The organism is Niallia taxi (genome assembly GCF_004005475.1).
GTDB classification, from domain to species: domain Bacteria; phylum Bacillota; class Bacilli; order Bacillales; family Cytobacillaceae; genus Niallia; species Niallia taxi.
On the sequence record NZ_RZTZ01000002.1, the window covers coordinates 463,619 to 477,063 of the forward strand.

Genomic DNA, 13,445 nt, shown 5'->3' on the forward strand with positions numbered 1-13,445 from the left:
TGCCATTCCCTTTTATCCTGTAAGGGAGCGTTTAAAATGGAAAATAGGTATTTAACAATACAAGCTTTAACGAAATACATAAAAAGAAAATTCGACGCCGACCCCCATTTGCAGCATGTCCATGTTAAGGGAGAAATATCAAATTTCAAACAGCATAGCAGTGGGCATATGTACTTCACCTTAAAGGACGATAAGGCAAGAATCCTTGCTGTCATGTTTGCCAGAAGTGCCCAAGGAATGAAATTCAAGCCGGAAAACGGCATGAAGGTCCTTGTGAAGGCTTCCGTTACTGTGTATGAGCAAAGCGGCCAATATCAAATGTATGTTCAAGAAATGAGGCCAGACGGTATCGGCGACCTGTACTTTGCTTATGAGCAGCTTAAGAAGAAATTGGAGGCAGATGGACTGTTTTCTGCTGCCCATAAAAAACCTATCCCTAAATATCCTGATACGATTGGGATTATCACATCTCCAACAGGTGCAGCCATCAGGGACATACTTATCACCATCAAAAGGCGATATCCAATTGCCAAAATTATCATTTTTCCCGCCCTTGTGCAAGGGGAAGCAGCAGCACCATCTATCGTGAAAGCTATCGACAAGGCTAACAGCATGGAAACGCCCCATATCGATGTACTGATTGTCGGTAGAGGTGGAGGATCCATTGAAGAACTATGGGCATTCAATGAGGAAACGGTAGCAAATGCGATTTTTGCCTCTTCTATCCCTATTATTTCCGCGGTTGGCCATGAAACAGACTTTACAATTGCTGACTTTGTAGCAGACCTAAGAGCCCCGACACCAACAGGAGCAGCCGAAATGGCAGCCCCACATATGGAGGAGCTTATGGAAAGGGTGCTGACAAGAAAAGCAAGATTAATTCGGGCAACAAAGGAAAGAGTCGATAAGGAAAAGCACAGGCTCGGAAAAATGGAAAAATCCTACGCTTTTCGCTATCCGAAATTGCTGCTTGACCAAAAAATGGAGCAATTGGACAGGCAAAATGAATTATTACAGCGCAATATAAATAAACTGTTTTTGCTTAAAGAAGAAAAGCACGAGTTAATCACGAGACGTCTTAGCAGAAGTCATCCGCAAGAGCTGCTGCATAATGCAGAAAAAGACAGAGTTAATTTGGAAAAAAACCTCGTACGAAACATGAATCTAATACACCAGAAAAAATTACATATGTTCCAATCGATTATTGGGAAAATGGATGCGTTAAGCCCGCTGAAAATTATGGAAAGAGGCTATAACCTGGCTTATTCTCCTGAAGGGAAATTGATTTCCAGCATCAATCAGGTAAAAAAGGATGAACAAATTGAACTGCGTCTATCTGATGGAACAGTGGAGGCACGAGTAACATCTATTAAGGAGTGAAAGAACGATGGCTAAAAATGGATTGTCTTTTGAAGAAGCGATGGAAGAGCTAGAGAAAATCGTAGAAAAGCTTGAAGAGGGAGATGTTCCTCTAGAAGAAGCAATCAATACATACAAAAGAGGCATGGAACTGTCTAAGTTTTGTCATGATAAATTAAAAAATGTGGAAGAGCAGCTTGCAGAAATTGTTTTAGACAATGGGCAAAAAGAAGCTTTCTCCATAAACGAGGAGGAATAAGCGATTGTCTGGTCTCTCTTTAACAGCTTTTACGGAAAAATATAAAAAACTTGTAGAACAGGAACTGAAAAATAGCGTATCACAGCTTGCAGCACCAGAAATCATCCTAGACTCTATGCATTATTCGCTTTCTGCTGGAGGGAAAAGAATTCGTCCACTGCTCACCTTTGCGACGATGTCTGCATTCGGAAAAGATCCGGAAACGGGTCTGCTTCCTGCAGCAGCAATTGAAATGATTCATACATATTCATTGATTCACGATGATTTACCAAGCATGGATGATGATGATTTGCGAAGAGGCATTCCAACAAATCATAAGGTTTACGGTGAAGCAATTGCCATATTAGCTGGTGATGCTCTTTTAACATATGCCTTTCAGCTAGTAACCGCAATGAAATTTGATGCGGAAACAAAGATAAAAGTGCTCGAAATAATCGCTAAAGCTGCAGGTGCAGAAGGAATGGTTGGCGGACAGGTTGGAGATATAGAGGGCGAAGGAAAAAATCTTTCTAAAGAAGACCTTGAATATATCCACGTCCACAAAACCGGGAAAATGCTTGAAGCAAGCATCCTGATAGGCGCAGTCCTTGCAGGTGCGGATAAGGAGCAGATGGAGCTTTTGACAAGCTTTGCCTATCACTTAGGTCTTGCTTTCCAAATAAGAGATGATATTTTGGATGTGGAAGGCGATGAAGAACTGATTGGCAAACCGCTTGGCAGTGATGTGCATAATCATAAGAGTACATACCCTGCTCTTTTAACGATGGATGGTGCTAAAAAAGAGCTGACATACCACATAAGTGCTGCTAAAGAAAAACTTAATCAGCTTTCACTTAAAACAGGGCTTTTAGAGGAAATGACAGATTTAGTCGGGAATCGCAACAGCTGACGTTGTTTAATGCAGGAAGAATAAGGGTATATAGTGAGGAAGAAACCGCTTTATACAAGACGATTTAACCTTATACATGAAGAATATGCTGATATATGGCCGTTATCACTTAGTGTTAGCGGTTATTTTTAGGAGCTTTATGTTAAAATAAGCATATATGTACTTTTGACGCGAAAACGGTTTAAAAAGATTAATTGCAGTAACCTATTCTTTAACCACATAGTAAGACCTATATAGAATTACTTCCTATTAAGGATGGTTGAATGGTATAATACATATTTAACATGTATAGCTAGTAATAAGAAAAAAAGATTATGCTAAGCATACATAACAATAAACTAATTACGTGAAAAGTAAAAATAAGCACAAGTTCATAATATAAGGTTTAAATTGAATGAAAGAGAGTTGTTAACGATGGATTTATTGTCAATAAAGAATCCAGCCTTTCTAAAAGACTTATCAATGGAAGAACTCGAGAAGTTGAGTGAAGATGTTCGTACGTTTTTAATAAATACACTGTCGACGAAAGGCGGACATATCGGCCCGAATCTTGGTGTTGTCGAATTGACAATTGCTTTGCATAAGTGCTTTGACAGTCCGAAGGATAAATTTATTTGGGATGTTGGGCACCAAGCTTATGTCCACAAAATTTTGACTGGTAGAGCAAAGGATTTCGATACATTAAGACAGTATAAAGGCATGTCTGGTTTCCCAAAAATGAATGAGAGTGAGCATGATGTATGGGAAACTGGCCATAGCTCCACTTCCTTGTCAGCAGCAATGGGAATGGCTGTCGCGAGAGATTTAAAGAAGGAAGATTCTTTTGTTGTGCCAATTATCGGAGATGGTGCACTGACTGGCGGAATGGCTTTAGAGGCCTTGAACCATATTGGTGATGAAAAAACAAACATGATTGTCATTCTTAATGACAATGAAATGAGTATCGCACCAAATGTTGGTGCATTACATCATGTACTCGGCAGGTTAAGAACGGCCGGTAAATACCAATGGGTAAAAGATGAGCTCGAAATGCTGTTGAAGAAAATTCCAGCAGTTGGCGGAAAGATGGCAGCAACAGCAGAAAGAATCAAGGATAGCTTAAAATATCTGCTTGTTTCCGGTGTGTTTTTTGAAGAGCTTGGATTTACTTATTTAGGCCCGGTGGACGGCCATAACTATGAAGATTTAATCGAGCATTTAAATTATGCTAAAAAAACAGAAGGACCAGTTCTTTTGCATGTTATAACGAAAAAAGGTAAGGGTTATTCTCCTGCTGAAGAGGATAAAGTTGGAACATGGCATGGAACAGGACCTTATAAAATTGAAACAGGTGCTATTGTGAAGCCTGTTAATACTGCTCCTGCTTGGAGCAAGCTTGTCAGCGATACTGTGCTGAAGCTTGCGCGGAAGGATGAAAGAATTGTTGCTATAACTCCAGCAATGCCTGTAGGCTCTAAACTGGAAAGCTTTGCAGCAGAGTTTCCAAACAGAATGCTCGACGTTGGGATTGCTGAACAGCATGCTGTTACTTTGGCAGCAGGACTTGCCACACAAAAAATGAAACCATTTTTGGCGATTTATTCCACATTCCTACAAAGAGCGTATGATCAAATGCTTCACGATGTGTGCAGGCAAAACCTAAATGTCTTTATTGGGATTGACCGTGCAGGTCTTGTTGGAGCAGATGGTGAAACACATCAAGGTGTATATGATATTTCATTCTTGCGTCATATGCCGAATTTAGTGCTAATGATGCCTAAGGATGAAAACGAAGGGCAGCATATGGTAAATACGGCAATTTCATATGATGCAGGTCCGATTGCAATGCGTTTCCCACGTGGTAATGGACTTGGTGTCCCTATGGATGAGGAATTAAAGTGTATTCCAATTGGGTCATGGGAAGTTCTTAGAGAGGGTAGCGATGCAGCAATTTTGACCTTCGGAACGACAATTGGTATGGCGATGAGTGCGGCGGAAATTTTAGAAAAGCAAGGAATATCTGTGAAGGTAATAAATGCAAGATTTATTAAACCATTAGATGAAGCGATGCTTACAGAATTGTTCAAGCAGCAAATGCCAATATTAACGATAGAAGAGGCAGTTCTTCAAGGTGGATTTGGAAGCTATGTGCTTGAATATGCACAAGAAGCTGGCTTTGGGTCCACTGTGATTGACAGAATGGGAATTCCTGATCAGTTTGTTGAGCATGGTGATGTAGATTCCTTATTAGCAGAAATTCATTTAACAACAGAAGAAGCAGTTAAAAGAATTAACTCGATTGCGAGAAAAAAACAAAAAAGGGCTTAGATAATAAATGAAGAAAGAACGCATAGATGTTTTATTGGTGGAGCAAGGATTATTTGAAACGAGAGAAAAAGCAAAAAGAGCGATTATGGCTGGAATCGTCTATTGCGACGAAGAGAGATTGGATAAACCAGGAGAAAAAATCGCCGTGGAATCCAAGCTCACAGTAAAAGGAAAAACACTTAAATATGTAAGCCGCGGTGGCTTGAAGCTAGAAAAAGCACTTGAGGTGTTTGATCTAACTGCAAAAGACAAAGTATTGCTGGACATTGGCGCTTCAACAGGCGGTTTTACAGATTGTGCCTTGCAAAACGGTGCGAAATTGTCTTATGCATTAGATGTTGGTTATAATCAGCTGGCTTGGAAGTTAAGACAGGATGAAAGAGTTATTGTAATGGAACGCACGAATTTCCGGTATGTAACTCCTGCAGATTTGGAAGGAGAAATGCCAAACTTTGCCTCGATAGATGTGTCGTTCATTTCCTTAAAGCTGATTCTTCCTGTATTAAAAACCTTACTTGCTTCAGGCAGTGATATTATTGCATTAGTGAAGCCGCAATTTGAAGCAGGCAGAGAGCAAGTTGGTAAAAAAGGAATTGTCAGGGATAAGAAGGTCCATGCAGATGTTCTGGAAAGAATCATTGCATTTTCCAAAGAAGAAGGCTATCAAATCAAAAACCTTTCCTTCTCACCGATAACAGGCGGAGATGGCAATATTGAATTTCTTCTTCATCTTCACTGGTCAGAACTTGGCGGCGAAGACACTTTAGTTGATGTAAATGCGGTTGTTGAAAGTGCACATGAGGAATTGAAGAAAGCAAAGCAATAAGTTAATAAGGACTCTTCCAAAGGAATAAGTTCAACTTATTCCTTTTTGGATTGCAAAAGAATACATACAAATTATAGAATAAAGATACAATGAAATTACAAGGATATAGCAGTTTTTTGTCGAAATATAGGAATACAGCCTTTTATGGGCTTATTAAAAGGGTAGACATCGAGCTTGCTTTATAAATCTAAAAAAACCAGTGGACAAAATGTCCATTAAAGGAATGATAGCAATGAATAAAGGACAAAGGCATATTAAAATTAGGGATATTATCTCCAATAATGAAATAGAAACACAGGACGACCTTGTCGATGAGCTGAAAAATGCTGGATATAATGTAACACAAGCAACGGTTTCCAGAGATATTAAGGAGTTGCATCTCGTAAAGGTACCTCTTCAGGACGGACGATATAAATACAGCCTTCCAGCAGATCAGCGTTTCAACCCGCTGCAGAAATTAAAAAGAACACTAATGGATGCATTTGTAAAAATTGATTCTGCTGGCAATTTACTTGTATTAAAATCATTGCCAGGAAATGCCCAAGCTATTGGCGCATTAATTGATAATTTAGATTGGGATGAAATACTAGGAACTATTTGCGGTGATGACACATGTCTAATTATTTGTCGCACGGCAGAGGATGGCCAAACAATTACAGATCGTTTTCTTGATATGCTGTAAAAGAGGTGACATATTTTGCTTAATGAATTATCTATCAAAAACTTTGCCATAATTGAATCACTTGCCGTCTCTTTCCGCAAAGGATTAACAGTTCTGACAGGGGAAACAGGTGCTGGGAAATCAATTATAATTGATGCGATTAACCTGCTTGTTGGCGGAAGAGGCTCGGCGGAATTTGTTCGTCATGGAGAGGAAAAGGCAGAAATTGAAGGGCTGTTTTATATTGAAAATGGACATCCTTGCTTTTTGAAAATGCAGGAATTTGGTATAGATATTGAAGAAGGTACGATTATCCTTAGAAGAGATATTTCCGTTTCCGGTAAAAGTGTCTGCCGCATTAACGGGAAGCTTATTACTATCTCCACATTAAGAGAGATAGGCTCAAGTCTTATTGATATACATGGTCAGCATGAGCATCAGGAATTGATGGATGAAACAAAGCATCTCATGCTTCTTGATACGTATGCAGCTTCCGAGCTTGCACCTGTGTTTAAGGAATATGAAGGTTTATATCGTACGTATACCCAAACACAAAAAAAACTGATGAACTTGACTGAAAATGAACAGCAAATGGCACATCGTCTTGATTTACTAACATTTCAGCACCAGGAAATCATCAATGCAAACTTACAGAAAAATGAAGATGACGAATTGCTGGAGGAAAGAAAGCGGCTCGGCAACTTTGAAAGAATTTTTGAAAGCATCCAAACAGGATACACAGCTTTAAAGGGTGAGCAAAAAGGGCTCGACTGGCTTGGTGAAGTGATGGGGCATATGGAAGAAGCTGCAAGTCTTGACCCGGAATATGCAGATATTTCCGAGTCTGTGTCTAACAGCTTTTATATTCTTGAGGATGTTGCAAGCAGATTGAGAAACAGCCTTGATTATCTCGAATATGATCCTGAACGGCTTAATAGTATTGAAGCAAGGTTGAATGAAATTAATTCACTTAAGCGAAAATATGGAAAATCTGTTGATGAAATACTAGAATATGCAGCTAAAATTGAGGAAGAGCTAGAAACGCTTCAAAATAAAGAAACACATATTGATATGCTCGAAAAAGAATTATTAAGCATTAAAAAGGATTTGCTTGTTGAAGCAAATGAACTTAGCTCCCTTCGCAAAAAAGCAGCTATTCGATTAACAGACGATATTCATCAAGAGTTGAAAGAGCTTTATATGGAGAAAACCATCTTTGAGGTAAGATTTAACTCAGACGAGGATAATATCTCCAAAGCTGGGATGGATAATGTGGAATTTTATATATCTACAAATCCAGGCGAACCGCTTAAGCCGTTGTCTAAAATAGTCTCAGGTGGAGAGCTGTCGAGGATGATGCTCGCGTTAAAAAGTATTTTCTCGAAGCATCAAGGTGTCACCTCCATCATTTTTGATGAGGTGGATACAGGCGTAAGCGGCAGAGTCGCACAGGCAATTGCAGAAAAAATTTCGAGTGTCTCAGCTGGCTCTCAAGTGCTTTGTATTTCCCATATGCCTCAAGTAGCGGCAATGTCTGATACACATCTTTACATTGCAAAAGCAATTCATGATGGACGGACATCTACAACAGTTACTCCATTGGAAACACAGGATAAAATAAAGGAAATTGCGAGAATGATTTCCGGAACTGAAATTACGGATTTAACAAAAAAACATGCAAAAGAGCTGTTAAAATTGGCCCAAAAGGTCAAGAATAAAAGATAGAACAAGGAAACCCCTGTTTAACAGGGGTTTTTATTTTTAATAAGAAAAAAATTTGTATGAGATTATACCTAATAAGATAAATTGCATTTTGCTTAATTCGTTATGCACGTTTTACAAAATTGCTATTACTAACCAAAGTGTGCAGGTTTTTTATAGTTTTTACAGTAATAAATGACCACCATGCAGGCAAACTTATATATAAGCCAAGAATTTGGTGATTAGAAGCGAGGAGAGTGAATGATTTGAAAATGGATTTCCTAAGAAAAATAATTGGTGGAATTCTCCTTGTTTCATTAATTTCTATAAGCTTTAACAAACCCTTTCAAGAATATCTTCATATCCCAAAAAGCGTCACTATCTTTGAAGGCCAGAATATAGTGTTAAACAGTTCATCCATACCCGCATCAAGCATGGTTACGGAGGATAACTCAGTCGTTGCCCTAAGTCAAGATGAAGGGGAGTATTCGCTGCATGGTGAAGAGAATGGTAAAAACGAGATGGTTTTAGAGCTGGCAGGCTTTCCGATTAAAAAGGTTGATGTGAATGTTTTAAAAGACTTTAAAGTTATCCCTGGAGGACAATCTATCGGGGTGAAGCTAAATTCAGTTGGCGTACTGATTGTTGGACATCATCAGGTGAATACAGTGGAAGGCAAGGCATCACCAGGTGAAAAAGCTGGCATTAAAGTAGGAGATATGATTACAGAAATCAATGGCAAAAAAATTGAAAAGATGGCGGATGTGGCACCATTTGTCCAAAGTGCAGGAGAAACAGGAGAGCCGCTTAACTTAACAATATTGCGTGAAAAAGACACAATTAAAACTAAATTAGAACCTTTAAAGGAAAAAGGTTCCAACACATTTAAATTAGGCTTATATATTAGAGATTCAGCAGCTGGCATTGGAACGATGACGTTCTATCATCCTGAATCAAAAAAATATGGCGCTTTAGGTCATGTTATTTCCGATATGGATACAAAAAAACCAATTGTTGTGGATGACGGTGAAATTTTACGTTCAACTGTCACTAGCATTGAAAAAGGTGAAAATGGCAACCCAGGTGAAAAGCTGGCACGCTTCTCCTCTGACAAAGAAGTAATCGGTAATATTACCACAAACAGCCCATTTGGAATTTTCGGTGAACTGAATAGAGGAATGACAAATGGAATTATGGATAAGGCTATGCCAATCACATTATCAGATCAGGTGAAAGAGGGACCAGCCCAAATTCTAACTGTTGTTGATAATGATGTAGTGAAGCTATTTGATATCGAAGTGGTCAGCTCTGTACCGCAAAAGTTCCCAGCAACAAAAGGAATGGTAATCAAGGTTACAGACAAAGAGCTACTCAAGAAAACCGGTGGTATTGTTCAAGGGATGAGCGGAAGCCCAATCATTCAAGATGGCAAGTTAATTGGTGCCGTTACCCATGTGTTCGTAAATGACCCGACAAGCGGTTATGGTGTCCATATTGAATGGATGCTGAATGAAGCAGGAATTGACATATATGAAAAAGGAAAGCAAAAAGCTTCCTAAATAAGTAAAAGCGCACCATTACGGTGCGCTTTTACTTATAGGTTTGAGAAGATAAAATCAAGCAAAATGCCGATTCCTAAAAACAACCCAAAAAATGTATTCGTTTGTGCCGTTGATTTCATCGCAATTGGAGTTTCACTGCGGCTTCCTTTAAAGCCTTTAATTGCTTGAATCGGTTTTTTAATGCTAAGAAACACAATTAATAACCACGGACTGCTGATACCAAATATTACAAGGCCAAGAATCCAAACATAAGAGATGATAAACAATACAGCAAGAAGCTGAACAGCTTTTTCAAATCCCATTAAAATGGCAATTGTTTTTCGGCCGCCAAGTGTATCTTCCTCAATATCTCTTATATTGTTAGATAAGTTGATGCATCCGATTAAGATTGCAATTGGCACTGAAATTAAAATGCTTTGTTCATTAACAAAACCTGTTTGAATATAGAAGGAAATCAAAATGAAGATCGTTCCCATGCAAATCCCTGAAAATAATTCACCAAATGGTGTATATGCAATAGGTAGCGGCCCACCTGTGTAAAGATAGCCAATAGCCATTCCTAACACCCCAACAAGAGCAATCCACCAGCTTGTGCTCATGCAGATATATACACCAAGTAAGAGGGAAGCAGTATATAAGGCAATCGCCAAATTCATCACTGTTTTTGGCTTCATACCATGCCTTACGATAGCTCCACCAATTCCTACTGAATCAGCTGTATCTAATCCCCTAATGAAGTCATAGTATTCATTGAACAAATTTGTAGCTATTTGAATGAACAAGCAAGCAAATAGCATGGCTAAAAACAAGCCAGTATGAATCTGTTCATATTGTAATGCTAAAACTGTCCCTATAAAAACGGGAACAAAAGAAGCAGTTAACGTGTGTGGTCTCGTCAGCTGCCACAATACTTTATGTGTAGGCTGATCGTTCTTTGCAACATTTTCCATAAAAAAAATCCTTTCTTTAAAACCATTTCTAAAAGTACAATATGTGAAAGTCCACCTTATATAATAACTTAAATTTCCTATCAGCAACAAGAGCGTATTCATAAAATCGCCATCTTTTTTTAGTTATAAAAATCTGAAATATGCTGTTTTCATTTATATTCTTTAAAATATAGCGTGTTTATTAATTAATTCTTTATTATTACCATATATAGGGTGTATAATAAGTCTATAAAGATTTTTCGACAAATGTTCATTCAGGGAAGTAAAATGGCGAATGAGGTCGAAAATGAGAGAATTCATGAGAAAAAACGAGTTTTTCTATATTTTTTTATAAAATCAAAGGAATTTTAGTTACTTTGTCGAAATTGTCATTTAGAATAAAAGAATAAATAGAGAGATATGGATATTGAGGAGGAAACTATCATTGAAGAAAATACAAGTATGTGTCGTCGATGACAATAGAGAGCTTGTTGGATTGCTTGAGGAGTACATAAATTCTCAAGAGGATATGGAAGTTGTCGGTATTGCTCATAACGGACAGGAATGTTTGGAATTATTGGAAGACATTCAGCCTGATGTAATGCTTTTGGATATCATTATGCCTCATTTGGACGGTCTGGCGGTTTTGGAAAGAATGAAGCAGCTGAATATTCCTTCGATGCCAAACGTTATTATGCTCACAGCCTTCGGACAAGAGGATGTTACGAAAAAAGCTGTTGATCTTGGCGCATCCTACTTTATACTAAAACCATTTGATATGGATTATTTAGCAAGCCATATCCGTCAAGTAAGCGGCAAGTCGAATAGTTTTGTTCGCAAAAGCCCAACATCCACTTCTTACAGATCACAACAAGAGCAGAAACCAAGAAACCTTGATGCAAGCATCACAAGCATTATCCACGAAATCGGCGTACCAGCACATATTAAAGGATACCTTTATTTAAGGGAAGCAATCTCCATGGTATACAACGATATCGAATTGTTAGGATCCATCACAAAAGTACTTTACCCTGACATCGCTAAAAAATACAATACAACAGCAAGCCGTGTAGAGCGGGCAATTCGTCATGCTATTGAAGTCGCTTGGAGCAGAGGCAACATCGATTCCATCTCCACATTGTTCGGCTACACTGTCAGCATGTCCAAAGCAAAACCAACGAACTCAGAATTTATCGCGATTGTGGCAGATAAGCTGAGATTGGAGCATAAGGCTTCCTGATAGCATGGTATGATTGGGTTATTAGTTTTTGCTAAGCCAACCAATTCTTTGTAATTAAACTTTCTGTTCGGATTAAAGCCTATAAATTTTTACCATCTCACCCAATAAATCATTTGATTTATTGGGTTTTGTATTTGTTGGAGATGGGGAGTGTAAAGAGTGAAGTTAACTGAGTTAGAATTTTATCTAGAGGATTTTTTATTAGCCTGTCAAAGTAAGAACCTATCACCAAAAACTTTATCATCGTATGAGCAGTCATTAAGGCTATTCCTAGCGTATTTAAAAGGAGAACATGATATTGAGGATGTTCAACGAGTTAAGGCAGGTCATATACGTCAATACGTCGCTTATTTGCAAGAGCGAGGTAAGTATACTGTTGTTAACAGAGAATTTTCTAAAACAATGAATCATCCTCAGAATAGACGGGACTTTAAGAAAACAGTTTCTAATGTAACGATTAATAACTATGTAAGAAATATAAAAGTGTTTTTCAATTGGTTACAGCAAGAAGGTGAACTACACAGGAATCCAGTCTTAAATATAAAGCAAATTAAAACGGAGAGAAGACAAAAAGCAGGAATAAACCAAGAAGAATTTAACCATTTGCTGTCACAGTTTGATTACACAAAGTTTCATGGATATAGAAATAAAGTTATTACCATGATTCTTCAAGATACAGGTATGAGGATTGGTGAATGTTTAGCACTAGAAGTTGAATCAATCGATTTTAAACATCGAATGATTTTAGTTACCAAAACAAAAGGAAGAAAGGAAAGGTACGTATACTTTTCTCAGGTAATGGCAAGAGAACTAAAGCACTATTTGACATTTAAGGATAGGTATACAGAAACACAATTGCTTTTTCCAACAACGAGAAATACATTACTATCAATCCAATCCTTTGAAAAGCAACTTAAACAAGCAGGGGAGCAAATAGGTCTTAAAATACATCCACATCAAATACGGAATAACTTTGCACGGCATTATTTGTTGAATGGCGGGGATTTCTATACACTTAGCCGCATTTTGGGTCATAGTTCTGTCACAGTAACGGAACAAGCATATATGGACTTAACGAGAGAGGAAATCGGTAAGAAGTATCAACAACATAGCCCATTATCTAAATGGGGAGTTAAGCATTAATTTTTATTTACATATTGATGATATAAACTTGGAAAAAAAGCATTGGATGAACACTTATGATGCGAAATAAATGGGGAACTTTAGGGTTTTTAGATTTCAAAGTATAATCGTAAAAATAATATTGATATTTGATAAGTTAGGGAAGCGGGTTGGCTGCTTCTTTTTTTATCAATCAAATTATCTCATGTTTTATAAGTGGCAGAATGCATAATTACGAAATACGGTAAACTCTACTTTATTAATGATTGGGATGGAGGTGACACAAGATATATTTTTGGTTTTCTAGTCTTTAAAACTTATGTGGGAACAACAGAGTTTGCAAAAAAAGATAAATTTTTTAGAATAGATAAGATAAATGCTGTCCTTCATTATGAACTATAACTAGGGTGTTAGAATAATAATCCCTTTATATTGAAGAGAGTTTACAGAATACCATAAAAGGAACAGTCTATGACTGCTCTTTTTTTATTTACCTTGAAAAATTCAAGTAATTTTTAAGTTTTTATATAAGAAAGTGTAACAATTTATATTGCAATAGTTTTGTTTAATGGTGAATTTAAGCGATGAAA

General features: G+C 37.7%; 11 protein-coding genes. 10 read left to right on the forward strand and 1 reads right to left on the reverse strand.

All coding sequences use genetic code 11. The annotated features are described in order from the left end of the window. Positions 1–36: 36 nt before the first annotated feature. The 8 genes from xseA to spoIVB all read left to right on the forward strand — a co-directional run bounded on the left by xseA (position 37) and on the right by spoIVB (position 9,561). On the forward strand, positions 37–1,380 hold the full coding sequence (gene xseA / locus EM808_RS07185) for an exodeoxyribonuclease VII large subunit (RefSeq protein WP_127737502.1): 1,344 nt from the start codon (positions 37–39) through the stop codon (positions 1,378–1,380). A gap of 7 nt (positions 1,381–1,387) precedes the next feature. Continuing rightward, positions 1,388–1,618, forward strand: a complete 231-nt coding sequence (xseB, locus tag EM808_RS07190; RefSeq protein ID WP_127737503.1) for an exodeoxyribonuclease VII small subunit — start codon at positions 1,388–1,390, stop codon at positions 1,616–1,618. A gap of 4 nt (positions 1,619–1,622) precedes the next feature. Next, a complete protein-coding gene (locus EM808_RS07195) occupies positions 1,623–2,507 on the forward strand; it encodes a polyprenyl synthetase family protein (RefSeq protein ID WP_127737504.1) in 885 nt (294 codons plus the stop codon). Positions 2,508–2,921: 414 nt separating this feature from the next. Further along, a complete protein-coding gene (gene dxs, locus EM808_RS07200) occupies positions 2,922–4,814 on the forward strand; it encodes a 1-deoxy-D-xylulose-5-phosphate synthase (RefSeq protein WP_127737505.1) in 1,893 nt (630 codons plus the stop codon). Positions 4,815–4,821: 7 nt separating this feature from the next. Continuing rightward, entirely contained in the window at positions 4,822–5,640 is an 819-nt protein-coding gene (locus EM808_RS07205) for a TlyA family RNA methyltransferase (protein WP_127737506.1), read from the forward strand. 232 nt (positions 5,641–5,872) lie between these two features. Further along, on the forward strand, positions 5,873–6,322 hold the full coding sequence (ahrC, locus tag EM808_RS07210; protein WP_127737507.1) for a transcriptional regulator AhrC/ArgR: 450 nt from the start codon (positions 5,873–5,875) through the stop codon (positions 6,320–6,322). A gap of 15 nt (positions 6,323–6,337) precedes the next feature. After that, entirely contained in the window at positions 6,338–8,026 is a 1,689-nt protein-coding gene (recN, locus tag EM808_RS07215; protein ID WP_127737508.1) for a DNA repair protein RecN, read from the forward strand. 248 nt (positions 8,027–8,274) lie between these two features. After that, positions 8,275–9,561: a SpoIVB peptidase gene (spoIVB, locus tag EM808_RS07220; protein ID WP_412973740.1), complete on the forward strand. Its 1,287-nt coding sequence runs from the start codon at positions 8,275–8,277 to the stop codon at positions 9,559–9,561. Between the two features lie 35 nt (positions 9,562–9,596). Here spoIVB and EM808_RS07225 read toward each other — a convergent pair whose 3' ends face one another. Then, positions 9,597–10,514, reverse strand: coding sequence for a 1,4-dihydroxy-2-naphthoate polyprenyltransferase (locus tag EM808_RS07225; RefSeq protein WP_127737510.1), 918 nt, complete (start codon positions 10,512–10,514; stop codon positions 9,597–9,599). Between the two features lie 424 nt (positions 10,515–10,938). Here EM808_RS07225 and spo0A point away from each other — a divergent pair, with 424 nt between their 5' ends. Further along, the gene (gene spo0A, locus EM808_RS07230; protein WP_127737511.1) at positions 10,939–11,733 is read left to right on the forward strand and encodes a sporulation transcription factor Spo0A; all 795 of its coding nucleotides are present in this window, start codon (positions 10,939–10,941) and stop codon (positions 11,731–11,733) included. Between the two features lie 159 nt (positions 11,734–11,892). Beyond that, positions 11,893–12,876: a tyrosine-type recombinase/integrase gene (locus EM808_RS07235; RefSeq protein WP_127737512.1), complete on the forward strand. Its 984-nt coding sequence runs from the start codon at positions 11,893–11,895 to the stop codon at positions 12,874–12,876. The last annotated feature ends 569 nt before the right edge of the window (positions 12,877–13,445 follow it).

Bases quoted from the DNA above. Each gene is read 5' to 3' on its own strand.
- xseA (WP_127737502.1), top strand. From the start codon at position 37: ATGGAAAATAGGTATTTAACAATACAAGCTTTAACGAAATACATAAAA.
- xseB (WP_127737503.1), top strand. From the start codon at position 1,388: ATGGCTAAAAATGGATTGTCTTTTGAAGAAGCGATGGAAGAGCTAGAG.
- dxs (WP_127737505.1), top strand. From the start codon at position 2,922: ATGGATTTATTGTCAATAAAGAATCCAGCCTTTCTAAAAGACTTATCA.
- EM808_RS07205 (WP_127737506.1), top strand. From the start codon at position 4,822: ATGAAGAAAGAACGCATAGATGTTTTATTGGTGGAGCAAGGATTATTT.
- ahrC (WP_127737507.1), top strand. From the start codon at position 5,873: ATGAATAAAGGACAAAGGCATATTAAAATTAGGGATATTATCTCCAAT.
- spoIVB (WP_412973740.1), top strand. From the start codon at position 8,275: ATGGATTTCCTAAGAAAAATAATTGGTGGAATTCTCCTTGTTTCATTA.
- EM808_RS07225 (WP_127737510.1), bottom strand. From the start codon at position 10,514: ATGGAAAATGTTGCAAAGAACGATCAGCCTACACATAAAGTATTGTGG.